The sequence below is a fragment of the Limnohabitans sp. MMS-10A-178 genome (genome assembly GCF_003063375.1).
Lineage (GTDB): Bacteria > Pseudomonadota > Gammaproteobacteria > Burkholderiales > Burkholderiaceae_C > Limnohabitans_A.
Map to the genome: position 1 here is coordinate 1,294,009 of NZ_NERY01000001.1, position 22,410 is coordinate 1,316,418.

Below are 22,410 nucleotides of genomic sequence, written 5' to 3' on the forward strand. Positions count from 1 at the left end.
GGTTTTGGGGGGTGAAGTGTCCTTTTTTGGTTTTTTGGACTCTTTGTTTGATTTTTGTTGACCTTTGGCCATAGCATCACCTTGAGGTAGTTAAGCGCCCAGTTTACGCGAGGCACAATCAATGCCCAAGGGGGAACCATCACAGATGCTGCATATTCAGGGTTTGTCATGACAATTTTTCACATCATCGCCATTCAATTGCGCTTTGACATTCAAGGCCATTGTGCATCTAGCCATTTCAGCGCTTGCTGAACAAGCTGAGCACTGTCAGCTTGTACGATGTGACGGTGTGGCATGCTTCTTAACCAAGTCAGTTGTCTTTTGGCCAATTGCCGCGTGGCAAAGATGCCGCGGTCTCGCAGCTCTGTCATGGGCATGATGCCGTCGAGGGCTTCCCAAGCTTGACGATAACCCACGCAACGCATCGAGGGCAGGTCGATTTGCAAATCGCCACGTGCCCGCAGTGTTTTGACTTCCTCTAAAAAGCCTTGGGCCAGCATGTCGTCAAAGCGCTGTTCTATGCGTTGGTGCAGCCAGGCACGATCGAGGGGCTCTAAGCTGAGCATGGGAAAGTTGTACGCATCTTCCTCGCGGATGGCTTTTTGTTGAAAGCTCGACAGGGTTAGACCAGAAATTCTAAATACTTCCAGAGCTCGAGAGATGCGTTGGCTGTCTGCAGGGGCTAGCCTTGCTGCAGTGAGGGGGTCAACAAGTTTCAATTGCGCATGAAGCGCAGGCCACCCCAGTTTTTCTGCTTCTTCTTGAATGCGGGTTCTGATCACAGTATCGGCGCCAGGCATGTCGTTCAAACCTTCCATCAAGGCTTTGAAGTAAAGCATGGTGCCGCCTACCAACAATGGCAGCTTGCCCCGACTTGATATCTCCGCTACACAGGCCAAAGCATCACGCGCAAATTCTGCCGCGCTGTAAGCGTTGAGTGGGTCGCGAATGTTGATCAGGTGATGCGGTACAGCAGCCAGTTCTGCCAGACTGGGCTTGGCCGTGCCAATGTCCATGCCTTTGTAAACCAAGGCTGAGTCGACGCTGATGATTTCGGCACCGCCTCTTTTTTGCAGGTGTTCTGCCATGGCCATGGCCAAGCCTGTTTTGCCGCTGGCGGTGGGCCCTGCAATGGCAACTGCATGGAGCTTCATTTTTGCACCAATGCGGGGGCAGCCTGCGGTAAAGGAATTTTGCGCACGGCCAAAGAGCCAATGAGGCACAAACAAATGGATGCACACATGATGCCTTGTGCCATGGTCAACAAGGGCTCGCTCATGTGCGTGCCAATCCAAGAGCCTATGCCAAAAGCAACCAACATCATCGAGAAGCCGTTCAAGGCCGATGCCGTACCGGCCATTTCAGGAAATGGCGCAACACAACCGCTTTGGCCGCAAGGTTGGTGCACGCCATGCGCCAACAAAAAAATGTTGACAGGCAGCATCACAACCCAAGCGCTAAACCAAGATTGCCCTGGGCCTGCATAAGCCACCAGCATCATCAGGGCGCCTGCCAATAAACTCACTAAACTGGCCATGAAGACGCAGGTTTGAACGCTGATGCGCAACAACAACCAACGACAGATGAAGGTGCCAACGATGTAGGACAGCGACATTGAAAACATCAACAGGCCATACACTGTTTTGCTCAAGCCCATGGTTTGCGTAAAAACAAACGGCGAGGTGGCCAAGAAGGTAAAAAGTCCCGCATAAGAAGCGGTTGACAAAGAGCTGTAGGCCTGAAAGGTGGGGTGACGAACAATGTGTTTGACCGATGTCCACAAGTTGTTGAGTTGCAGCGCATGGGGGTTGCGTTGTTGCAAACTTTCATCAAAGTAAAAGTAAATCAGTGCGCCTGTGAAGGTGGCAAACACAATCAAACTGCTGAGAGCCCAGCGCCAGCCCAGCAGGTCTGTGAGAAAGCCGCCCACAGGCACACAAGTGCAAGCAATGGCACCCAATCCCGTGAGGGCCTGCGACATGATTTTGGCGCCTTGCACAGGCTCATACAAATCGCGAATGATGGCGCGAGCTGCCATGACACACGCGCCCATGGCCACACCTTGAAGCGTTCGCGCTGCAACGAGGGCCTCAATGCTAGGCGCCAATACACAAGCAACAGCAGAAATCACATAAACCGCGATGCCGCCCAACAAAACGGGTCTGCGCCCCCATTTGTCTGACAAGGGCCCCCAGACCAACTGGGAGGTGCCAAAGGCCAAGAGCAGCGCGGTAAGCGTGAGTTGAGCTTGCACCATGCTGGCGCCAAAGCCTTGGGTCAAGGCGGGCAAGGCTGGCAAGTACAAGTCGGTGGTGATAGGCTGCAAGCCAAGCAGCAATGCCAGCAAAATAACCGTCATCAACTGACTGCGAGTACCCAATGGCGGGGAGTTGGACATCAACGACCCCGCAAGAACAGGGCGTCTAATTCACGCAGACTGACTTGCCGCCAGGTAGGGCGGCCGTGGTTGCACTGATCTGAGCGCTCGGTGTCTTCCATTTGTCTGAGCAAGGCGTTCATTTCATCCAATGTGAGTTTGCGGTTGGCGCGCACCGCGCCATGGCAGGCCATGGTGGCCAAGATTTCATTTTGGGCGCGTTGTACCACGGTGGCTGCGTCGTGCTGTGCCAACTCGGCCAACACACTCCGGGCCAGCTCGACGGCATCGCCTTGGGCCAAGGACGTGGGAACTGCTCGAACAGCCAAGGTTTTGGCTGAAAGGGCAGAAATTTCTAGACCCAACTGGGCCAGCACTTCTGCGCAACTCTCTGCCGTGGCAATTTCTTGGGGCGTGGCGGCAAACGCACTTGGAATTAGCAAAGGTTGGCTGCTAATTTGGGTGCTGTCGAGTTGCTGCTTAAGGCGTTCATACACGATGCGTTCATGTGCTGCGTGCATATCGACCACCACCAAGCCTTGCCTGTTTTCAGCCAAGATATACACACCTTGCAACTGGGCAATGGCCCTGCCAAGCGGCCATTCATGTGCTTCTTGCGATGTGGTGTCGGAAGCAAGCTTGGCCATTGAAGGCGTGCTTGCAAAGCTGGCTGTTTCTTCCTCCAGCTTGGAGGTGTTGCCCCACAAGGCTTTTAAATCAGCCAATGCTTGAGCAGGATCTTCTGATCGGCGTTGAACTTCAAATGCCATACCGCGTTGCGACCAATTGGGGTGTGCGGGTGCCACATTGGGGCTAGGGCGAAGTTGGAGTGACTGGGTGGCTTCTGAATCTGCAACGCTGCCAATTGCACCCTGCGTGCCAGCAATCAATTGTGCACGGGGCACTGCCAGTGCACTTTCGATGGCGTGCCGCATGGCCTGATGGACTTCACGGCTATCGCGAAATCGGACTTCAATTTTGGTGGGGTGAACATTGACATCTACACGGGCTGGATCCATTTGCAAATACAGCACATAGACGGGTTGGCGTTGGCCATGCAGCACATCTTCATAGGCGCTACGGGCACCGTGGGAAATGACTTTATCGCGCACAAATCGGCCATTGACATAAGAAAATTGTTGGTCGGCACGTGCGCGCGCGGCATCGGGCGTGCCGGCACGGCCGCGAACATGAACAGGCCCAGACCTGAAATCGATGTTGACTGAAGAAGCCACAAAATCTTCCCCCAAGACATCGGCCAAGCGTTGGTTCCAACCCGCTTCGCCTGAGTGGCTTCGCCATTGCTCCACAATTTTGCCTTCATGCCATATGGCAAAACCAACCTCGGGTCTGGCCAAGGCGTGGCGTCTGACGGCTTCAATGCAATGTGCCAGTTCTGTGTTTTCAGACTTTAGAAAATGGCGGCGTGCCGGTGTTGAAAAGAAGAGCTCTTTGACTTCGACAGTGGTGCCAACGGCCCTGGCCGCGGGCCGAAGTTCGCCCGTTTGACCTTCTAAAAGAAAAGCGCTTGGGGCGCCTTCAATGCGCGACAGCAAACTCATTTCAGACACTGAATTCATGGCTGCCAGTGCTTCGCCCCGAAAGCCCATGGTGGCCACTGATTCCAAATCTTCCAAACTCACAATTTTGCTGGTGGCATGTCTTTTGAGGGCGATGGGAAGTTGTTCTGCTGGAATGCCACAGCCATCGTCTTCAACCGATATCAGCCGAATCCCACCGCCGAGCAGTCGAAGCGTAATTTGCCTTGCGCCCGCATCCAGCGCATTGTCAAGCAGCTCACGCACCACTGAGGCGGGTCGCTCGACCACTTCACCCGCTGCAATCTGGCTGATGAGCACATCAGGCAGTTCTCGAATGGTGGGTGGGGTTTGGACTTTGGACATCGTCAAATTGTAGGTGCAGGACCCCCTTATTTCCCGATGAAAGGGGAGGTGTTTCAAGAAAGGGATAATCTGCGTATGGAATATCTCATGCAATTGATCGATTTTATTCTCCACGTAGACCGCTATTTGGAGATGTTTGTGGCCAATTACGGCCCCTGGGTTTATGCCTTGCTGTTTCTCATCGTGTTTGTGGAAACTGGCTTGGTGGTCATGCCTTTCTTGCCGGGCGACTCTTTGTTGTTTGTGGTGGGCACGCTTTGCGGTACAGGACTTTTGAGCCTGCCTGTGGCCATGAGCTTGTTGCTCATTGCGGCAATCTTGGGGGATCAAGTGAATTACAGAATAGGTCGCTTTTTTGGCCCTAAGGTTTTTCAATGGGAAAACTCACGTTTTTTCAACCGGGCCGCTTTTGACAAGGCGCACAATTTTTACGAAACCTATGGTGGCATCACCATTGTTTTGGCGCGCTTCATGCCCTTTGTGAGAACCTTCGTGCCATTTGTGGCGGGTGTGGCGGCCATGACCCCCTCTCGGTTTGTCGCCTTCAATGTCCTTGGGGCCTTCATCTGGGTGTGCGGCCTCACCGGTGCAGGCTACTTGTTTGGCGAAACAGCCTTTGTGCAAACCCACTTGAGCAAAATCATTTGGGCCATGATTTTGATTCCTGGCTTGTTGGCGTTGTGGGGCGCCTGGCGCGCTAACCAAAAGTCTAGTTAAGTTGAGCGCTTGCGGGTCAAGGGCGGGTTGCGTTCAAAGTATTTTTGCAAGCCTTTGACCAATGCATCGGCAATGTTGTTTTGGTATTGCGGATCGGCCAACTTGGCTTCTTCGCTGGGGTTGCTGATGAATGCCGTTTCTACCAGCACACTGGGAATATCGGGCGCTTTCAAGACCGCAAAGCCTGCTTGCTCAACTTTCGGTTTGTGCAATCTTGCGATGCTGCCAATTTCACGCAAAATAGCGCCACCTAAATTCAAGCTGTCTTTGATTTGAGCGGAGGTACTCATGTCTAGTAGTGCTTGCTGAACCTGTGAGTCTTTCACACCCAGGTTCATGCCGCCAATCAAATCGGCCTTGTTTTCTTGTGAGGCCATCCAACGAGCCGCGCTACTAGACGCAGCGCCTTGACTGAGCGCAAACACACTGGCGCCTTGTGCGTTGGGGGTGAAAAAAGCATCGGCGTGAACACTGACAAACAAATCGGCTTGAACTTTTCTGGCCTTTTGAACACGAACATGTAACGGTACAAAGAAGTCTGCATCGCGCGTCAGAAAAGCCCGCATGGGGCTGCCCTTGACTTGTGTGGCGTTGATCCGATCGCGCAACTTGAGCGCAATTTGAAGCACCACATCTTTCTCTTTGGTGCCATTGGGGCCAATCGCGCCCGGATCTTCACCGCCGTGTCCTGGGTCGATGGCCACCACAATCAAACGATCGGTGATGGGAGGGGCAGTTACATTGCCTGGGGGGCTTTGTACATTGCCAGGCGTTGTTGTATTGCTAGGAGAACTGGCAGAACTGGAGCTTGGGGCGTTGGCGGTGATGTTTGAATTTGAATTTGAAGTTGAATTTGCGTTTGAGTTTGCATTCTTGTTCAGCCAATCCGCAATGGGATCGTTGCTCTGGGTTCGCTCGGCAATCCAACTTTCCAAAGGGTCTACGGGCGTGCTTGGGTACAAATCCAACACCAAGCGGTGTTGGTAGTTGCCGACGGGGGTGAGGGCGAAGACTTGGGGCTGCACAGGCTGTTTCAGGTCAAACACCATGCGCACCACGCCCGGGCTGTTTTGGGCCACACGAACGCCAGTGATGTTGGGATCATCGGGCTTGATTTTGCCCACCCATTCTCTGATGGCGGGGTTGAGTTCCAAGCCTTCAATGTCAATGGCCAAGCGGGGTGGCGATGGCACAAAGGTGTGCTTTGTTTTCAATGCCACATCGGATTCCAAGGTGACGCGCGAGTAGTCTCTGGCGGGCCATACCCGAACGGCCAACAGGCTGGCGCCTTTGCAAATATCGGCCCAGCCCAGCATCAAGGCAAGGCTTGAAAATTTGAGCCAATTACGGCGCTGAATGGGCATGACCTGTCGTCATTTGAGAGTTGCAGGGAATGGCGGCTTGTAGGGCTTGCAAGATACTCAAACCTTGTGGTGTGAACGCACTGGCTTCAACTTGCCGACCGTCGATTTCGTTGACAGTGATCTTCAATTTCAAATCGGGCAGGGGCAACATCCCTTCAGCTTGTTGAGCCCACTCCGAAATTTTCAAGCCTTGGCTGGCAAAAATATCGCGGAATCCAGCTTCTTCAAACTCCTCAGGCTCATTGAATCGATAGAAATCAAAATGCCAAATGGGAAAGCGCAAGCTGTCTATTTCATTCAAGGCTTCATGGGGCTCAACCACAGCGTAGGTTGGGCTTTTGATGCGGCCCTTAACACCCAAGGCTTGCAACAAATGCCTGACCAAGGTTGTTTTGCCAGCTCCCAGGTTGCCTTCTAGTTCGAGGTAGGCGTTGTGCAAGCCGCTTTGTTGTGCCATGCATTGGGCAAACGCCTGAGTTTGGTTTTCTTGAGTCCATAGCCAACTGCCTGTGCCATGGGGCTCAGGAGTTCCTACAATCTCATGGTGAACACCACTCATCATTCTCTTTCAATCAATGCAGCCAAGTTGGATGCCGCAGCCTTGTGGTCCAAAATGCAAAATGCGGCGCAAGCATTGGGATTTTCTCAAATTGGCGTGACAGGTGTGAATTTGTCTGCAGCAGAGCCCGGACTCAAAGCATGGCTTGCCGCTGGATTTCACGGCAGCATGAACTATATGGCAAGTCATGGCTTGAAGCGCGCCAGGCCCGCAGAATTGGTCCCCGGCACCGTCAGTGTCATCACCGTCCGAATGGATTACTTGCCCAGCAATGTGCCCGATCTTTCTTTGGAAAGTGAAGCCAATGCCTTAAAGCAGCCCATGCAGGGGGTAGTGTCTGTGTATGCCAGAGGCCGGGACTATCACAAGGTTTTGCGCCAGCGGCTGCAAAAACTTCAATCGCAAATGGCTGAATGGGTGGGCCCTTTTGGCCACAGAGTCTTTACAGACTCTGCACCTGTTATGGAAGCTGAGTTGGCAGTCAGAAGTGGGCAGGGCTGGCGAGGTAAACACACCTTGGTGCTGCAGCGAGACGCGGGGTCATTTTTCTTTTTGGGTGAAATTTTCATTGACTTTGAGTTACCCGAAACGCAAGCCACGGCATCCCATTGCGGCACCTGTTCGGCATGCCTTGATGTTTGCCCAACGCGAGCCATTGTGGCGCCGTATCAATTGGATGCACGCCGCTGTATTTCTTACTTAACGATTGAACATGCGGGTGAAATACCGCATGAACTGCGCCCCTTGATTGGCAATCGCATTTATGGCTGTGATGACTGTCAATGGGCCTGTCCATGGAATAAATATGCCAAGAAAAGCACCTTGCCTGATTTCAATTCGCGAGAAGCTATGTCTGCACCTCAATTGCTGAATCTTCTCGAATGGGATGAGCAGACCTTTCTCAACAACACAGAGGGTAGTGCCATTCGCCGCATAGGGCATGCCAGATGGCTGCGCAACGTGGCTTTGGCCGCTGGCAATGCATTGGCCCTTGGGCACGCCATTGATGAGTCTGATGCATTGGCTTTGCAAAGAGCCCTGATTCGTTGGCAAGATCACGAGGACCCTGTGGTGCAAGAGCAGGTGGCGTGGTCTTTGGCGCAGCGTGCTTAAAAACGCAAACCTTGGAGTACGCCCAATGCAAAGGGCAAGCTCAACATGCCCAGCAGAGTTGACAGCGTCACCAGCCCTGCCACCAAAGATCCGTTGTAGCCCATCCTGGCGGCCAGCACATAACAGGTTGACGCCGTGGGCAAAGCTGAAAAAATGAGCAAAACGGTGGTTTGCAACTCGTTCAGTTTGAAAATTTGAGCCAAGCTCCATGCAATGCAGGGTAAAAACAAATGTTTGAGAGTCAATACCAAACTGCCCAGAAGCTTTCCTTGGTTCAAGGCTTTGACTTCCATGCCGGCACCGGCAGACAACAGCCCCAAAGCCAAGGAGGCAGCGCCAATTTTGGAGAGGCTTGGATCAAGGATGGCCGGAATGGCAAAGCCTGATAAATTGAAGGCCAAGCCACTGGTGGTGGCCAATATCAAGGGGTTGCGAACAATCTCACGGCCAAACCCTGAGTCACCATGCCTTGCCATAGGCCATACCGCACCCACATTGAACATGGGCACACAAAACCCTATCAGCACTGAAATAAGCAGCAAACCTTCTGCGCCGCACAAGCGTTCAACCAAGGCCAAAGCGATGAAAGAGTTGAATCTGAAACCGATTTGGGCGCTGGCAGCATGATCTCTGCGATTGATTTTGGAGCCTAACCAAGGCCAATAGGGCAGGCTGTAACTCAGCGCAATGCCTGCCAAGCCCATGCTGACGCCAGCCATTAAAAAGCTGGAGGTGGCTTGGATATCTAGGGGACTTTTGGCAATGGAATAGAAAAGTAAGACTGGGAATAAGAAGTAATAAACCAAGTGCTCGGTTTGTTGCCAAACGCTTCGGTTCAGCCCTGTGAAGCGGCACAGGAAGTAACCACACAAAATCAGGGAAAAGTCGGGAAATAAAAGCTGCGCATAATTCACCCCCGTAGCATAACGTTAGTATTTGGGGGTTTGGCCTCTGAACCGCAGCTTATTGCTTATGATGTTAAGTAGTCATTTTTAGGAGTTTTTATGGACCGTCGTCAAAGTTTGCTAGCTTCTGCTGTTGTGATTGCCTTGGGTGTTGTGGCCGGAACCGCCAGTGCTCAAAACTACCCAAGCAAAATCATCAGACTGCAGGTGCCTTTTGCCCCTGGTGGCACCACTGACATCATTGCCCGCGTCATTTCTGAGCCGTTGGGCAAGGCATTGGGACAATCTGTCGTAGTGGAAAATAAGGCCGGTGGTGGCGGTGTTGTCGGTGCAACAGAAACTGTGCGTGCCACCCCTGATGGTTATTCTTTGGGCATGGCAACGGTTTCGACCACGGCGGCCAATCCCGCCATCAACCCTAAAAATCCGTACAACCCCATTACCGATTTCACCCCCATCATCAACATTGCTGCCACGCCCAATGTGATTGCCGTGCATCCCAGCTTTCCCGCACGCAACTACAAAGACTTTGTGGCTGAGTTGAAGAAAAACCCTGGCAAGTATTCCTACGCTTCTTCAGGCACCGGTGGCATTGGCCACTTGCAGACAGAGCTTTGGAAAAGCTTGGCTGGCGTGTTCATCACCCACATTCCTTACAGAGGTGCTGGCCCCGCTTTGAACGACACTGTTGCCGGTCAAGTGCCCATTATTTTTGACAACATGCCGTCCGCTTTGCCATTTATCCAATCGGGCAGATTGATTCCAATTGTGGTGGCTGCCCCTCAGCGTTTGTCTCAACTGCCCAATGTGCCCACTTTCAAAGAAGTTGGTTTAGAGCCAGTCAATCGCATGGCCTATTACGGTATTTTGGGCCCCAAGAATTTGCCCAAAGAAGTGATTGACAAAATCAGCGCTGGCACCAGAAAAGCCTTGGAAGATCCAGCGGTTCGCAAACGCATTGAAGACACAGGCTCTTTGATCATTGCCAATACCCCCGAGCAATTTGCGGCCCAAATCAAAGCTGAATTTGATGTCTACAAAAATGTGGTGGATACGCAAAAACTCAGACTCGACTGATGTCAGTTGCTAGCCAAGCCGCCATCGACCGCTTTGTTGATGCGGTTTGGCTAGAAGATGGTTTGTCGGCCAACACCTTGGCCGCCTACCGACGAGATCTCAAGGCCTTGGCCGATTGGCTTGAAGCTTCAGGCATAGGGCCCTTAGAGTCTGCGCAAGAAGCACACTTGCAAGCTTACTTTGCGGCCCGGCACAGCCTTTCCAAAGCCTCCTCAGCCAATCGCCGCTTAACGGTTTTCAAGCGCTATTACCGTTGGGCCTTGCGCGAGCGAATTGTGCAATTTGATCCCACTCTCAGAATGCTGGCGGCCAAACAAGCTTTGCGTGTGCCCAAAACCTTGTCTGAAGACCAGGTAGACGCATTGTTGTCTGCGCCGGACGAAAACACCAGCTTGGGCTTGCGCGATAAGGCCATGTTGGAATTGCTCTACGCCAGTGGCTTGCGCGTTTCGGAATTGGTCAAACTCAAAACCCTGCATGTTTCATTGAATGAAGGTGTCTTGCGAGTGATGGGCAAAGGCAGCAAAGAGCGACTGGTTCCATTTGGAGATATGGCACGCGACAGTTTGCTGGCCTATATGCAAAATTCTCGGGGCACTTTGCTCGGCTCCAAACAAACCGACGATTTGTTTGTCACGGCCAGTGGACCCAAGGCGGGCACGGCCATGTCGAGAGTGATGTTTTGGCAGCTGATCAAGAAATATGCGCTTACTTCAGGTATCACGGCACCGTTGTCACCCCATACCTTGAGACATGCTTTCGCCACGCATTTGCTCAACCATGGTGCCGACTTGCGGTCAGTTCAGGTATTGCTTGGTCATGCTGATATTTCAACCACCACCATTTACACACACGTTGCCAGAGAGCGCTTGAAGAATTTGCATGCGCAACACCATCCTAGGGGTTGATTGAATTAAAAATGGATTGAGATACCGCTGGTGACCACATAATCATCGTTGACGATGGGCATCCATCGCCACTTGTCAAAGGTGGTGCAAGGATGGGAAATACCGCTGCCAATGATTTGCCCCACAGTAGGGTGCTCAGAGGCGGGTGCTTGCGGATTGAAATACAAATAAGCATGCTGATCGTTCAGTGCCTTGATTTCCCAATGTGCTGGCACAGAACTCACTGCCGCATCGCCTATGGTAGCTTGCCAAATGGGCACAGGCAAATCTAAGTCGTACGACACATCGCGTTTGCCCATGGACAGCAAGGCCAGGCCAGGTTCGGGGCAAGATTGAACCGAGCTAATGACTTCCAGTGCAGGCTTGAGTGTTTCTGCCAGCTTGAGTCGCTCGCCAACACATCTCAACATTTTTCGGTATTCGACATGATCATGCGTGAGGTAGCAACCTGAGCGCAAAATGCCTCGCGCAGGTCTGCTCAGTTGTGGTTGAAGGTGCGCCGCAACCAGATCAAAGATGGCAGATCCGCCAGCTGTGATGAGCACTTCAGCGCATTGGAACAAGTCTTCTTTTTCGCATGCCAAAGCTAAGTTTTGAACGCGCTGCATCAAGGCGGCGACGGCCGCTTGATCGTGCTCATGGTGGCAGGTGGCCAATGCACCTTCATAGCACTCAATACCCGCCAACAAGAGGCCTTGTGTGGCTTTGATTTCACGCGCCAACTGCATGGCAGTTGCATGGTCTCTGCAGCCTGTGCGTTTGCCATCGATGCCTAGCTCAACGAGCACAGAGAACGATTGTTGAGAAGAGCTACTTGCTCGCCAAGTTTCAATCTGTTTGAGTTGCGCCAGAGAGTCGACCAAAAAGAAAACCCTGACATCAGAATGAGTCTCAAGCAGATGCGACAAGGCGTCTAAATCGGATGCCTGAAAAACCTGATTGGCAATGATGATTCGTTTGACATGATTGCGAATGCCCAAGCCAGCTTGAAACACCGTGGCAAAACTGATGCCCCAAGCGCCGGCATCGATTTGCATTTTGTACAACTCTGGCGACATGGTGGTTTTGCCGTGCGGCGCAATGTCGAGCTTGCGACTGCTACAAAAATCTTGCATCCACTTGAGATTGTGAGCGATGGCAGACGCTTTGATGACGGCCAAAGGAAAGGGCAGGTGGCCTTTCAAAAGATGCCAGTTCTGATCTCCAATGTGGGCCAAGTCGACTGGCTCATGATGACCTGGAAACCCTTTGAATGAAGCATTGATTTGCATGATTGTTAAATCGGTTTCGTTTCACAAACCATTGACCGCCAAATAGTTCAATTCTTCTTCATCAAATCCAGCCAATCTTCTGGCTTCAAGGTTGTAAGGCGACTTTAACTTGGGTGCGTCATATTGCTTTATCAGTTGGCGGTAGGTGCTGACAGGGTCAAGCCCTTTTTTCTCGCACACATAGCGGTACCAGCGATTGCCCGCGGCCACATGACCAATTTCTTCTTCCAGAATGATGTCCATGATTCGGCCGGCCGCATGATCGCCTGCACTGATGAGCTTGTTTTTAACGCCAGGTGAGGCGTCTAGCCCCCTGGCTTCCATGGTTCGGGGGACCAAACCAATGCGGGCCACAAGGTCACCGCGCGTGCGCTCTGCCATTTCCCACAGTGAGTTGTGCGCAGGGAAGTCACCATAGTCAAAGCCCATACCCCGCAGATGCTTCTGGATAAGCAAGAAATGCTTGGCTTCCTCTTTGGCAATGCGCACCCAGTCTAAGTAAAAATCTTCGGGCATGCCTTCAAATCGCCAAACCACATCCAAGGCCAAATCGATGGCGTTGAGTTCAATGTGCGCAATGGCATGCAACAGCAAGGCGCGTCCTTCTGGGGACGTCAAGGGTTTTGACTTGAGTGATGTGTAAGCGACCAACTCTGGTTTGGCGGGACGCCCTGGTATGCCGCCAGGATCGCTCACAAGGGCCAGAGGATCGATGGGCAGGCTCAAGTTAAGCGCCAACGTCATTTCAGCTTTTTGAACTGCATTTTGGGCCAGCAAGGGGCCAAGGACAGCCTCGCGCAGGTGCTGATTCAAAGGGGGTGATGAAGTTCCGGCCATGCCCTATTTTAGGCTTGCCTACAATGGTGCTTTTTTGACGCCTATGAGGAGCAAGCAAAATGGCCATTTATGCCTTAGATGACAAGCGACCCGTCATGACCGAAAGCACTTGGGTGGCCGACAGTGCCCAAGTCATGGGCGATGTGGTGTTGGCCGACAACACCAGCGTTTGGTTTGGGGCTGTGATTCGAGGCGACACCGAAACCATTCACATTGGCGAAGGCAGTAACATTCAAGATTGCAGTGTGCTCCATGCAGACCATGGCAAGCCTTTGACCATTGGAAAGCATGTCACAGTGGGGCACCAAGTGATGTTGCATGGTTGCACCATTGGTGACGAGTCGCTCATTGGCATTGGTGCGGTGGTGTTGAATGGCGCCAAAATTGGAAAAAATTGTTTGGTCGGTGCTGGCTCGCTGGTCACAGAAGGCAAAGAATTTCCGGATGGCTCCATGATCATGGGCTCGCCTGCCAAAGTGGTGCGCGAGCTCACACCCGAGCAAATCCAAGGTATCCGAATGTCTGCTAAAAATTACGTACTCAACGCGCAACGTTTTAACGCGGGGCTGAAAAAAATTGTCTGAACTCCATAAGTTTTTATTTGAAGGCCTGCCCGTCAGGGGCGTCATTGTGCGTTTAACTGACGCTTGGCAAGAATCTCTGCAAAGGCGTGCAGCCAATACAGAAACAGGCCCTTATCCAGAGCCCGTGTCTGAATTGTTGGGGCAAATGTCTGCGGCAGCCATCTTGATGCAAGCCAACATCAAGTTCAATGGCGCACTGGTGCTTCAAGTGTTTGGCGATGGACCTGTTAAATTGTCGGTTGTTGAAGTGCAGCCAGATTTTGGATTTCGCGCTACGGCCACCGTGCAAGGTGAGGTGGCGCCTGATGCCTTGCTCAGTCAAATGGTGAACCAAAACAATGAGGGGCGTTGTGCCATCACTCTAGACCCCTTAGAGCGATTGCCAGGCCATCAGCCCTATCAGGGTGTGGTGCCCCTGTTTGACGACCGCAAGGAAAAAATTGAAAACTTAAGCGAGGTCCTGGAGCATTACATGCTGCAGTCGGAGCAACTCGATACCACCTTGGTGTTGGCTGCCAATTCAAAGGTGGCAGCAGGACTATTGATTCAGCGGCTGCCTTTGGAGGGAGAGGGCAATTTGGCGGGTCGCTACGACGCCGTAGAACGTGAATCTGCTCTGGGCAAAGATGAGGACTACAACCGCATCTCCATTTTGTCTAAAAGTTTGAAACCCGAAGAGTTGTTGGGCTTGGATGTCGACAGCATTTTGCACCGCCTTTTTTGGGAAGAGCCTTTGCTTCGGTTTGAGCCCTTAGTGGGTGAAACCGGTCCGCGTTTTCACTGCAGTTGTTCCAGAGAGCGCGTGGGTCGCATGATCAAAAGCTTGGGTACCGCTGAGGTGGAAAGCATTTTGGCTGAGCGTGAATCGATCGAGGTAGGTTGCGAGTTTTGTGGTCAGCAATACCATTTTGACCCAGTCGATGCGGCAGGTTTGTTCACCCAAGCTGAAAGCTCTCCACCCACAGGACCTGCAGTTCATTGAGGTTCACGGCTTGAGCAAATCACTGAACAGTTTGTGTTCACAATCTGCATCGCTGCACAAGTCGCAGCGCCACACTGTGCGGCCTTGATTCAGGCCAAATTGATTGTTTTCCCGCTGCAACTGTGTGTCTGAAAGTGCCAGCGAAGCCAGAAGGCTTTTGAGTTCAGGTGGCAGACTGTCTTGCAAAGCCATCATGGCGGCGTTTACTCTGGCCTGTCCTTGGCCATACACCACCTTAAAGTCAATATTGGCCTTCGACAGTGCTTGGCGGAGTAAGTTGTCAACCGGTTCGCGCACATGCTTGCCGTCTCTTTGCAAGCCATCGGCAACCCAAGCAACATCGAGCCCCATCAACAAGGTGGCGTCAAATTGGCTTTGGTACTCAAGTGCAAAGTCATAAAGTGATTTGTCTTGAAAAATATAGTCACTGTAAACCGCAGTCATCAACGCTGTGGTGTCGGCAATCACCCAGCCCTCGGTGATTGAAAAAATAGCTTCGCACTGTGACGCTGCGATGTTGGCTTGCTCATGTGCTTGGGGGGTTCGTCCATGTTGATTGCACCATTCACGAAGCTTCTCAGTCACTGTCAAAACTTTTTGTCCGTGGGCGCTCAAAGCTTGCGACATGGCCAGACTCAAGCTGGTTTTGCCAGTGCTTTCTGCGCCAAGCAAGGCAATGCGAATAGGCTTATTGCGCATTTTGTTTCCGCCATGTGTTCAAGCCCACCACACTGAGCACCGCAAAGACAAAGTAAAGGAAAGCAGTTAGCCAGAGGTCTTGGGTGACCATCAAAGCGATGGTCAAGATGTTGACGGCCAACCAGATCCACCAAGTTTCAATTTTTTTGCGGCCCAACAAATACTGCCCCAACAAGGCCAATGCCGTGATCAAGGCGTCCAAAACAAGTACCTTGCTGTCGGAGAGTTGGTGGAGAATCACGGTGCACAGAACCCAGGCCAGAAGGGTTGCCATGCCAACACGAAGCCACTCATGCCTTTGAAGAGAGCTGACGGGCAGTAGTTCATTGGCATGCATGACAGTTGGCGCCTGAAGCTGCGATCGACCTTGAAGCCACTGCCGCCAGCCCCAAGCAGCCATGGCAATGAACATCAACTGCAATGCTGCCTGTCCGAAGAGTTGTGACTTCCAAAATACAAAGCCATACAGTGCAGAGCTGACGATGGCCAATAACCATCCCCAGTGAATTTGACGAATGTTGCAATAGACCATTGCCAAGGACAACACGAAGCCGGCCCACTCGACCGGATCTGTCATTTTTCGATCTGCACGAAAATTTCGTTGGCTTTGACCATGCCAAGTTCGTGCCGAGCACGCTCTTCAACCGTGTTCAAACCTTCTTTGAGGTCGTTCACTTCAGAGCTGAGTTGGCCATTGATGCGCTTGGCTTTGGCATTCAACTCGTTTTGCACTTGAATTTTATTTTCCAGCTCAATGACTGTGGGAACACTGCCTTTGCCCAACCAAATCTGACCCTGCAAGACCAGCAGCAGGGTGATCAAGATGGCAGGCAATAGGCGGTTGTCCATGAACATTGAGTTTGGCTATCTGGAAATATTAGCGCAAATTGTAAAACGCAGAGCGACCTGGGTACTCAGCCACGTCGCCCAAGTCCTCTTCAATGCGCAGCAATTGGTTGTATTTGGCCATGCGATCGCTGCGGCTCATAGAGCCGGTTTTGATTTGACCGGCATTCAAGCCCACTGCAATATCGGCAATGGTGGAGTCTTCGGTTTCGCCAGAGCGGTGGCTGATGACGGCGGTGTAGCCTGCGCGCTTGGCCATTTCGATGGCTGCAAAGGTTTCGGTCAAGGTGCCAATTTGGTTGATTTTGATGAGAATCGAATTGGCAATGCCTTTGTCGATGCCTTCTTTCAAAATCTTGGTGTTGGTCACGAACAAGTCGTCGCCCACAATTTGGACCTTTTGGCCCAAACGCTCGGTGAGCATTTTCCAGCCATCCCAGTCGCTTTCAGCCATGCCATCTTCAATGCTGATGATGGGGTACTTGTCGACCCAAGTGGCCATCATGTCGATCCACTGTTCACCCGTCAAAGACAAGCCTTCGCCTTCGAGTTCGTATTTGCCGTCTTTGTAAAACTCGCTGGCTGCGCAATCGAGGCCAATGGCAATTTGCTCACCAGCGGTATAACCGGCCGCGCTGACAGCGTCCAAAATCATTTGAATGGCCGCTTCGTGGTTGGGCACATTGGGGGCAAAGCCACCTTCGTCACCCACGGCAACGCTCATGCCTTTGTCGTGAATGATTTTTTTCAATGCATGGAACACTTCGGCGCCTTGACGCACGGCTTCGCGGAAGTTGGGCGCGCCCACGGGAATGATCATGAACTCTTGCAAATCAAGGTTGTTGTTGGCATGTGCGCCACCATTGATGACGTTCATCATGGGCACGGGCAATTGGCAAGCATGCATGCCGCCGAAGTAGCGGTACAAAGGCAAACCAGATTCCTCAGCTGCGGCGCGGGCCACGGCCATGGACACCGCCAACATGGCGTTGGCGCCCAGGCGGCTCTTGTTGTCTGTACCGTCGAGGTCGATGAGGGTTTTGTCGAGGAATGACTGCTCGGATGCGTCAAGGCCCAGTACGGCTTCAGAAATTTCGGTGTTGATGTGCTCTACCGCTTTTAAAACACCTTTGCCAAGATAGCGGCTCTTGTCGCCATCACGGAGCTCAATGGCTTCGCGGCTGCCAGTGGAGGCGCCAGAAGGCACTGCGGCACGGCCCATGACGCCAGACTCCAACAACACATCGCATTCAACGGTGGGGTTGCCGCGGCTGTCTAAAATTTCGCGGCCCACAATGTCAACAATCGCACTCATGTTTACTTCTCTCTGTCTAATTAAAAAAATGATTCATTCAAAAAAAATCAATGCGGATCAAGCAAGAGATCACTGAAAATTGTTTTCGAGGAAAGGATTCTTTTTGGTAACTGCGTCAAGTTCCAGCAAAGTTTCTAACAAGGCTTTCATGTGTTGCAAGGGCACAGCATTGGGGCCATCCGACATGGCTTGCGCTGGGTTGGGGTGTGTTTCCATGAACAAACCTGCCACGCCCACAGCCACCGCAGCTCGCGACAACACGGGCACCATCTCGCGCATACCGCCTGAGCTGGTGCCTTGGCCGCCAGGCAATTGAACGGAGTGAGTGGCGTCGTACACCACGGGCGCGCCTGTTTCGCGCATGATGGCCAAGCTGCGCATGTCAGACACCAAATTGTTGTAGCCAAAGCTGGCGCCGCGTTCGCAGGCCATGAAGTTGTCCTCAGGGAGGCCTGCTTCACGTGCGGCTGCACGCGCTTTGTCGATGACGTTCTTCATGTCGTGAGGGGCCAAGAACTGCCCCTTCTTGATATTCACGGGTTTGCCCGATTGGGCCACAGCGCGAATGAAGTCAGTTTGGCGGCACAAGAAGGCAGGCGTTTGCAGCACGTCGACAATGGCAGCTACTGCGGGAATATCGGCTTCGGTGTGCACATCGGTGAGGATGGGGACTTGAAGTTCGCGTTTGACCTTGGCCAATATTTCCAAACCTTTTTCCATGCCAGGGCCTCGGAAGGTGCTGCCAGAAGAACGATTGGCTTTGTCGTAGCTGCTCTTGAAAATGAAGGGAATACCCAGAGCAGACGTAATTTCTTTCAAGGTGCCAGCCGTGTCCATTTGCAATTGCTCGGACTCAATGACGCAAGGGCCGGCAATCAAAAAGAAGCGCTGGTCTAGCCCAACATTAAATCCGCACAGTTTCATGGTGTTCCTGGTTGATGTGGTGAGTGGTTGCGGTTTGTTATGCAACGGCCTTCAGGTGTTTGGCACCTTGTTGGTGATCGATGGCTGCTTTGATGAAAGCATTGAACAAGGGGTGGCCATCCCAGGGGGTTGATTTGAATTCGGGGTGAAATTGCACACCGACAAACCAAGGATGCACGGACGTAGGCAGCTCAACAATTTCAGTGAGTTGTTCGCGTTGCGTCAATGCAGAAATGACCAAACCCGCTTTGCGCAAAGTGTCCAAATAATTGACATTGGCTTCGTAGCGATGGCGATGGCGCTCGGTAACCACAGAGCCATAAATGCCGTGTGCCAAACTGCCAGCAGAAACATCTGAGCTTTGTGCACCCAAACGCATCGTGCCACCCAAATCGGATTGCGCGTCGCGGACTTGGATGGTGCCGTCGGCATCTTTCCATTCGTTGATGAGCGCAATGACAGGGAAGGGCGTTTCTGGCTCAAACTCGGTGCTGTTGGCATCTTTCATGCCTGCCACATGGCGTGCATATTCAATGGTGGCCACTTGCATGCCTAAGCAAATACCAAGGTAGGGGACTTTGCCTTCGCGCGCAAAGCGTGCGGTTTGAATTTTGCCTTCAATGCCGCGCTTGCCAAAACCGCCGGGCACCAAAATGCCATCAAATTTGGCCAATTGCGCCACTGTTTCTGGGGTGATGGTTTCAGAGTCGATGTGTTCAATTTTGACGCGCACATGGTTGCGCATACCGGCGTGGCGCAAGGCCTCATTGACCGACTTGTAGCTGTCTGACAGCTCCACATATTTACCGACCATGGCAATGCTGACTTCGCCTTGAGGATGCTCGGTTTCATACACCAAATCGTCCCAGCGTTTTAAATTGGCAGGTTGTGTGTTGATGTGCAAGCGATCACAGATAAGCGCGTCTAGACCTTGCTCATGCAAGACGCGAGGCACTTTGTAAATGGTGTCGACGTCGGGCATGGAAATCACGCCCCATGTTTGAACGTTGGTGAACAGAGAAATTTTGTCTTTCTCGTCTTCGGGAATCATGCGGTCGGCACGGCACAAAAGGGCGTCTGGCTGAATACCAATTTCACGAAGCTTTTGCACGGTGTGTTGAGTCGGCTTGGTTTTGAGTTCGCCGGCTGCGGCAATCCATGGCACATAAGTGAGGTGCACAAAGGCCGCATTGTTGGGGCCCAAGCGCAAGCTGAGTTGGCGCACAGCCTCTAAAAAGGGCAAGGACTCGATGTCACCCACAGTGCCGCCAATTTCTACAATGGCCACGTCAACCGCTTCGGGTGTGCCAAAGCCTGCGCCACGTTTGATGAAGTCTTGTATTTCGTTGGTGATGTGAGGGATGACCTGGACTGTTTTGCCCAAATAATCACCACGCCGCTCTTTTTCAAGCACGCTTTTGTAAATTTGACCCGTGGTGAAGTTGTTGGCCTTCTTCATGCGGGTATTGATAAAACGCTCGTAATGGCCTAAATCGAGGTCAGTTTCGGCGCCATCGTCTGTAACAAACACCTCACCGTGCTGAAACGGCGACATGGTGCCAGGGTCGACGTTGATGTACGGGTCCAGCTTGATGAGGGTGACTGAGAGGCCGCGCGATTCAAGGATCGCGGCGAGAGAGGCGGAGGCAATTCCCTTCCCGAGGGAAGACACCACACCACCGGTGACGAAGACGAATTTGGTCATGTCCAGGACGGGATGCTCAGCACCCGGGAGATGGAAAACGAGATTATAAAGGTCTCCCGATCTGCTACATTGCCAAACATGAACGATTTGCACGGAAAACGCATTGTTTTAGGACTCACAGGGGGCATTGCCTGTTACAAGGCGGCCGAATTGTGCCGCTCGCTTGTCAAGGCGGGCGTTCAAGTTCAGGTGGTCATGACCGAAGCCGCGGCGCAGTTCATCACACCCGTCACCATGCAAGCCTTGTCTGGGCAGCCGGTTTACACCTCGCAATGGGACTCTCGCGAGGGCAACAACATGGCTCACATCAATTTGAGCCGCGAGGCAGATGCCATTTTGATCGCACCGGCCAGTGCCGACTTCATGGCAAAACTGATTCATGGCAAGGCTGACGAATTGTTGAGCCTGATGTGTTTGGCCAGGCCCCTGCAAACGGTGCCCCTTATCTTGGCGCCAGCCATGAACCGTGAAATGTGGGCTCATCCGGCTACTCAACGCAATGTGGCCCAGCTCAATGCAGACGGCTCTCTTGTTTTGGGCGTCGGACAAGGTGACCAAGCCTGCGGAGAAACCGGTGATGGACGGATGCTGGAAGCAGACGAAATTGTGGAGGCGTTGGAAGCTTTTTGGACACCTAAGGTGATGTCAGGCCAACACGTACTGATTACGGCGGGCCCCACCTATGAAGCGATTGATCCGGTTCGGGGCATTACCAATTTATCCAGCGGCAAAATGGGTTTTGCCATAGCGCGTGCCGCCCAACATGCCGGTGCGCAAGTGACTTTGATTGCAGGTCCTGTTAGCTTGCCCACGCCGCGAAATGTCAAGCGCCTGAATGTTCGATCTGCTTTGGAAATGCACCAAGCTGTTCAGCAAACTGTTTCAGATGCTTCTATTTTCATAGCTGCAGCTGCTGTCGCCGATTGGCGTCCTGCTAGCTCGGCTGAGCAAAAAATCAAAAAAGACGGTTCTGGCGAAACCCCTTCACTGAACTTTGTCGAAAACCCCGATATTTTGGCCTCGGTTGCGCAAAATGCGCGCGCGCAAAAGGGCGAATTGTTTTGCGTTGGATTTGCAGCAGAAAGCCACGATTTACTCGCACACGCCACTGCCAAACGCGTTCGCAAGGGTGTTCCTTTGTTGGTCGGCAATATTGGCCCTAGCACCTTTGGCCAAGACGACAATGCGCTGCTGCTGGTTGACGCCCAAGGCGCCAAAGAATTACCCCGTGATACCAAAACAAGACTCGCGCATCAGTTGATTCAAAACATCGCCCGTCGTCTCTCTTCAGTCTGAGCTGTTCAAAAAATGATGAATGTTGATGTCAAAATCTTAGATCTCCGCATGGCAGATCAGTTGCCAGCCTATGCAACGCCCGGCAGTGCGGGCCTAGATTTGCGCGCCTGTTTGGATGCGCCAGTCACACTTCAGCCCAATGCTTGGCAATTGATTTCGACCGGGCTGTCTGTTTATCTCAAAGACCCTGGCTTTGCAGCCATGCTGCTTCCCCGTTCGGGCTTAGGTCACAAGCACGGCATTGTGCTGGGCAATTTGGTGGGCCTGATTGACAGCGATTACCAAGGCCCGCTCATGGTGAGTTGCTGGAATCGCAGCCAAGAAGCTTTCACCATTCAACCCATGGAGCGCATTGCGCAAATGGTCATCGTGCCTGTGGTTCAAGCCCGATTCAATGTGGTGACTGAATTTGGCTCAAGCAGTGAGCGTGGCGAGGGTGGTTACGGTTCTACTGGCAAGGCTTAATGTAATAAACCGCCGGCTGAGCCAGTTGAGCCAGCCGAACCTGGTGTCTCGCCAATTTCAATTTTGAAGAACCCAGTGCCGCAAGTGCCGGCTTCCTGTTCTTGGGCTGTGGCCAATCGAACGTGATTCACCTTCAGGCTAATGCGCAGGGCGATGCCCGACAAGGGATGGTTGCCGTCAAGCACCACATGATCGGGATAAATTTCGGTGATGGTGTAAAGCACATTGCGCGGTGCATCGGGATTGCAACCCGTGGGCAGTGCGGTACCTTCAATGGTGAGGCCTTCTTCGATGTCTTTGGGAAAGAGCGCCTTGGGTTCAAGGAATAACAAATTTTCGTCAAAGTCGCCGAAAGCATCTTCTGGCTCAAGGTGCAAATCAACCTTGGCACCTGCCGAATGACCCTGAAGCGCCTCTTCAATTTTGGGCAGCAAATCTTGGCCCCCCACGAAGAAAGCCACAGGCTCGTCAAGCTCGTCTAAAACTTCGCCCAAAGTATCTTTGAGCGTCCAGGTCAGTTCGACCACACATTGAGAAGTAATATCCATCTCAGAATTGTCGC

At 52.5% G+C, this 22,410-nt stretch carries 23 protein-coding genes; 8 read left to right on the forward strand and 15 right to left on the reverse strand.

Going from position 1 to position 22,410, the window contains the following annotated elements:
• Window positions 1-212 precede the first annotated feature (212 nt).
• Genes miaA through mutL form a run of 3 tightly spaced genes read right to left on the reverse strand, consistent with a single transcriptional unit; the run spans window position 213 to window position 4,281 of the window.
• Complete coding sequence (gene miaA / locus B9Z32_RS06345) at window positions 213-1,154, reverse strand: tRNA (adenosine(37)-N6)-dimethylallyltransferase MiaA (RefSeq protein ID WP_108420425.1); 942 nt, start codon at window positions 1,152-1,154, stop codon at window positions 213-215.
• A complete protein-coding gene (locus B9Z32_RS06350; protein WP_108420426.1) occupies window positions 1,151-2,398 on the reverse strand; it encodes a multidrug effflux MFS transporter in 1,248 nt (415 codons plus the stop codon). The genes miaA and B9Z32_RS06350 overlap by 4 nt, the downstream gene beginning before the upstream one ends.
• Window positions 2,398-4,281 carry a DNA mismatch repair endonuclease MutL gene (gene mutL / locus B9Z32_RS06355; protein WP_108420427.1) on the reverse strand — a complete coding sequence of 628 codons (1,884 nt, stop codon included), beginning with the start codon at window positions 4,279-4,281 and terminating at the stop codon, window positions 2,398-2,400. The genes B9Z32_RS06350 and mutL overlap by 1 nt, the downstream gene beginning before the upstream one ends.
• 75 nt (window positions 4,282-4,356) lie before the next feature.
• On the opposite strand from mutL, the gene B9Z32_RS06360 reads away from it, so the two are divergent.
• Window positions 4,357-4,998, forward strand: coding sequence for a DedA family protein (locus tag B9Z32_RS06360; RefSeq protein ID WP_108420428.1), 642 nt, complete (start codon window positions 4,357-4,359; stop codon window positions 4,996-4,998).
• On the opposite strand, the gene B9Z32_RS06365 is transcribed toward B9Z32_RS06360, so the two are convergent.
• Together B9Z32_RS06365 and tsaE are read right to left on the reverse strand one after the other, a co-directional pair.
• A complete protein-coding gene (locus tag B9Z32_RS06365; RefSeq protein WP_108420429.1) occupies window positions 4,995-6,362 on the reverse strand; it encodes an N-acetylmuramoyl-L-alanine amidase in 1,368 nt (455 codons plus the stop codon). The genes B9Z32_RS06360 and B9Z32_RS06365 overlap by 4 nt on opposite strands.
• The gene (gene tsaE / locus B9Z32_RS06370; protein ID WP_108420430.1) at window positions 6,343-6,921 is read right to left on the reverse strand and encodes a tRNA (adenosine(37)-N6)-threonylcarbamoyltransferase complex ATPase subunit type 1 TsaE; all 579 of its coding nucleotides are present in this window, start codon (window positions 6,919-6,921) and stop codon (window positions 6,343-6,345) included. Before tsaE ends, B9Z32_RS06365 begins: the two co-directional genes overlap by 20 nt.
• Window positions 6,922-6,975: 54 nt before the next feature.
• Between tsaE and queG the strand changes: the two genes are divergently transcribed.
• Entirely contained in the window at window positions 6,976-8,034 is a 1,059-nt protein-coding gene (gene queG, locus B9Z32_RS06375; protein WP_108421048.1) for a tRNA epoxyqueuosine(34) reductase QueG, read from the forward strand.
• Here the strand turns inward: queG and B9Z32_RS06380 are convergent.
• Window positions 8,031-8,948 (reverse strand): AEC family transporter, encoded by a 918-nt coding sequence (locus B9Z32_RS06380; protein WP_108420431.1) that lies wholly within the window; start codon window positions 8,946-8,948, stop codon window positions 8,031-8,033. The genes queG and B9Z32_RS06380 overlap by 4 nt on opposite strands.
• Before the next feature lie 90 nt (window positions 8,949-9,038).
• Between B9Z32_RS06380 and B9Z32_RS06385 the strand changes: the two genes are divergently transcribed.
• Entirely contained in the window at window positions 9,039-10,016 is a 978-nt protein-coding gene (locus B9Z32_RS06385; RefSeq protein ID WP_108420432.1) for a tripartite tricarboxylate transporter substrate binding protein BugE, read from the forward strand.
• Window positions 10,016-10,924 (forward strand): site-specific tyrosine recombinase XerD, encoded by a 909-nt coding sequence (xerD, locus tag B9Z32_RS06390; RefSeq protein ID WP_108420433.1) that lies wholly within the window; start codon window positions 10,016-10,018, stop codon window positions 10,922-10,924. The genes B9Z32_RS06385 and xerD overlap by 1 nt, the downstream gene beginning before the upstream one ends.
• A 5-nt stretch (window positions 10,925-10,929) precedes the next feature.
• On the opposite strand, the gene B9Z32_RS06395 is transcribed toward xerD, so the two are convergent.
• Together B9Z32_RS06395 and B9Z32_RS06400 are read right to left on the reverse strand one after the other, a co-directional pair.
• The gene (locus B9Z32_RS06395) at window positions 10,930-12,195 is read right to left on the reverse strand and encodes an alanine racemase (protein ID WP_108420434.1); all 1,266 of its coding nucleotides are present in this window, start codon (window positions 12,193-12,195) and stop codon (window positions 10,930-10,932) included.
• A 21-nt stretch (window positions 12,196-12,216) separates the two neighbouring features.
• Entirely contained in the window at window positions 12,217-13,032 is an 816-nt protein-coding gene (locus tag B9Z32_RS06400; protein WP_108420435.1) for a ferritin-like domain-containing protein, read from the reverse strand.
• Window positions 13,033-13,091: 59 nt separating this feature from the next.
• Between B9Z32_RS06400 and B9Z32_RS06405 the strand changes: the two genes are divergently transcribed.
• Together B9Z32_RS06405 and B9Z32_RS06410 are read left to right on the forward strand one after the other, a co-directional pair.
• Window positions 13,092-13,616 carry a gamma carbonic anhydrase family protein gene (locus B9Z32_RS06405; protein WP_108420436.1) on the forward strand — a complete coding sequence of 175 codons (525 nt, stop codon included), beginning with the start codon at window positions 13,092-13,094 and terminating at the stop codon, window positions 13,614-13,616.
• Window positions 13,609-14,598, forward strand: a complete 990-nt coding sequence (locus B9Z32_RS06410) for an Hsp33 family molecular chaperone HslO (protein WP_108420437.1) — start codon at window positions 13,609-13,611, stop codon at window positions 14,596-14,598. The genes B9Z32_RS06405 and B9Z32_RS06410 overlap by 8 nt, the downstream gene beginning before the upstream one ends.
• A gap of 3 nt (window positions 14,599-14,601) precedes the next feature.
• Here B9Z32_RS06410 and B9Z32_RS06415 read toward each other — a convergent pair whose 3' ends face one another.
• The 6 genes from B9Z32_RS06415 to B9Z32_RS06440 form a co-directional block, all read right to left on the reverse strand.
• Window positions 14,602-15,297, reverse strand: a complete 696-nt coding sequence (locus tag B9Z32_RS06415; RefSeq protein WP_108420438.1) for an AAA family ATPase — start codon at window positions 15,295-15,297, stop codon at window positions 14,602-14,604.
• Window positions 15,287-15,874, reverse strand: a complete 588-nt coding sequence (pnuC, locus tag B9Z32_RS06420) for a nicotinamide riboside transporter PnuC (protein ID WP_108420439.1) — start codon at window positions 15,872-15,874, stop codon at window positions 15,287-15,289. The genes B9Z32_RS06415 and pnuC overlap by 11 nt, the downstream gene beginning before the upstream one ends.
• Window positions 15,871-16,146, reverse strand: a complete 276-nt coding sequence (locus tag B9Z32_RS06425) for a septum formation initiator family protein (RefSeq protein ID WP_108421049.1) — start codon at window positions 16,144-16,146, stop codon at window positions 15,871-15,873. The genes pnuC and B9Z32_RS06425 overlap by 4 nt, the downstream gene beginning before the upstream one ends.
• A gap of 28 nt (window positions 16,147-16,174) precedes the next feature.
• On the reverse strand, window positions 16,175-17,458 hold the full coding sequence (gene eno / locus B9Z32_RS06430; RefSeq protein ID WP_108420440.1) for a phosphopyruvate hydratase: 1,284 nt from the start codon (window positions 17,456-17,458) through the stop codon (window positions 16,175-16,177).
• 69 nt (window positions 17,459-17,527) lie between these two features.
• A complete protein-coding gene (gene kdsA / locus B9Z32_RS06435; RefSeq protein WP_108420441.1) occupies window positions 17,528-18,382 on the reverse strand; it encodes a 3-deoxy-8-phosphooctulonate synthase in 855 nt (284 codons plus the stop codon).
• A 37-nt stretch (window positions 18,383-18,419) separates the two neighbouring features.
• The gene (locus B9Z32_RS06440; RefSeq protein ID WP_108420442.1) at window positions 18,420-20,087 is read right to left on the reverse strand and encodes a CTP synthase; all 1,668 of its coding nucleotides are present in this window, start codon (window positions 20,085-20,087) and stop codon (window positions 18,420-18,422) included.
• Window positions 20,088-20,165: 78 nt separating this feature from the next.
• On the opposite strand from B9Z32_RS06440, the gene coaBC reads away from it, so the two are divergent.
• Together coaBC and dut are read left to right on the forward strand one after the other, a co-directional pair.
• Entirely contained in the window at window positions 20,166-21,383 is a 1,218-nt protein-coding gene (gene coaBC, locus B9Z32_RS06445; RefSeq protein WP_108420443.1) for a bifunctional phosphopantothenoylcysteine decarboxylase/phosphopantothenate--cysteine ligase CoaBC, read from the forward strand.
• 15 nt (window positions 21,384-21,398) lie between these two features.
• The gene (gene dut, locus B9Z32_RS06450; RefSeq protein ID WP_108421050.1) at window positions 21,399-21,848 is read left to right on the forward strand and encodes a dUTP diphosphatase; all 450 of its coding nucleotides are present in this window, start codon (window positions 21,399-21,401) and stop codon (window positions 21,846-21,848) included.
• Here dut and B9Z32_RS06455 read toward each other — a convergent pair.
• Window positions 21,845-22,396: a peptidylprolyl isomerase gene (locus B9Z32_RS06455; RefSeq protein WP_108420444.1), complete on the reverse strand. Its 552-nt coding sequence runs from the start codon at window positions 22,394-22,396 to the stop codon at window positions 21,845-21,847. The genes dut and B9Z32_RS06455 overlap by 4 nt on opposite strands.
• Between the last annotated feature and the right edge of the window lie 14 nt (window positions 22,397-22,410).

Excerpts from the sequence above, each read along its gene's own strand:
- miaA (WP_108420425.1), bottom strand. The coding sequence starts at position 1,154 with ATGAAGCTCCATGCAGTTGCCATTGCAGGGCCCACCGCCAGCGGCAAA.
- B9Z32_RS06350 (WP_108420426.1), bottom strand. The coding sequence starts at position 2,398 with ATGTCCAACTCCCCGCCATTGGGTACTCGCAGTCAGTTGATGACGGTT.
- mutL (WP_108420427.1), bottom strand. The coding sequence starts at position 4,281 with ATGTCCAAAGTCCAAACCCCACCCACCATTCGAGAACTGCCTGATGTG.
- B9Z32_RS06360 (WP_108420428.1), top strand. The coding sequence starts at position 4,357 with ATGGAATATCTCATGCAATTGATCGATTTTATTCTCCACGTAGACCGC.
- B9Z32_RS06365 (WP_108420429.1), bottom strand. The coding sequence starts at position 6,362 with ATGCCCATTCAGCGCCGTAATTGGCTCAAATTTTCAAGCCTTGCCTTG.
- tsaE (WP_108420430.1), bottom strand. The coding sequence starts at position 6,921 with ATGAGTGGTGTTCACCATGAGATTGTAGGAACTCCTGAGCCCCATGGC.
- queG (WP_108421048.1), top strand. The coding sequence starts at position 6,976 with ATGCAAAATGCGGCGCAAGCATTGGGATTTTCTCAAATTGGCGTGACA.
- B9Z32_RS06385 (WP_108420432.1), top strand. The coding sequence starts at position 9,039 with ATGGACCGTCGTCAAAGTTTGCTAGCTTCTGCTGTTGTGATTGCCTTG.
- xerD (WP_108420433.1), top strand. The coding sequence starts at position 10,016 with ATGTCAGTTGCTAGCCAAGCCGCCATCGACCGCTTTGTTGATGCGGTT.
- B9Z32_RS06395 (WP_108420434.1), bottom strand. The coding sequence starts at position 12,195 with ATGCAAATCAATGCTTCATTCAAAGGGTTTCCAGGTCATCATGAGCCA.
- B9Z32_RS06400 (WP_108420435.1), bottom strand. The coding sequence starts at position 13,032 with ATGGCCGGAACTTCATCACCCCCTTTGAATCAGCACCTGCGCGAGGCT.
- B9Z32_RS06405 (WP_108420436.1), top strand. The coding sequence starts at position 13,092 with ATGGCCATTTATGCCTTAGATGACAAGCGACCCGTCATGACCGAAAGC.
- B9Z32_RS06415 (WP_108420438.1), bottom strand. The coding sequence starts at position 15,297 with ATGCGCAATAAGCCTATTCGCATTGCCTTGCTTGGCGCAGAAAGCACT.
- pnuC (WP_108420439.1), bottom strand. The coding sequence starts at position 15,874 with ATGACAGATCCGGTCGAGTGGGCCGGCTTCGTGTTGTCCTTGGCAATG.
- B9Z32_RS06425 (WP_108421049.1), bottom strand. The coding sequence starts at position 16,146 with ATGGACAACCGCCTATTGCCTGCCATCTTGATCACCCTGCTGCTGGTC.
- eno (WP_108420440.1), bottom strand. The coding sequence starts at position 17,458 with ATGAGTGCGATTGTTGACATTGTGGGCCGCGAAATTTTAGACAGCCGC.
- kdsA (WP_108420441.1), bottom strand. The coding sequence starts at position 18,382 with ATGAAACTGTGCGGATTTAATGTTGGGCTAGACCAGCGCTTCTTTTTG.
- B9Z32_RS06440 (WP_108420442.1), bottom strand. The coding sequence starts at position 20,087 with ATGACCAAATTCGTCTTCGTCACCGGTGGTGTGGTGTCTTCCCTCGGG.
- coaBC (WP_108420443.1), top strand. The coding sequence starts at position 20,166 with ATGAACGATTTGCACGGAAAACGCATTGTTTTAGGACTCACAGGGGGC.
- dut (WP_108421050.1), top strand. The coding sequence starts at position 21,399 with ATGAATGTTGATGTCAAAATCTTAGATCTCCGCATGGCAGATCAGTTG.
- B9Z32_RS06455 (WP_108420444.1), bottom strand. The coding sequence starts at position 22,396 with ATGGATATTACTTCTCAATGTGTGGTCGAACTGACCTGGACGCTCAAA.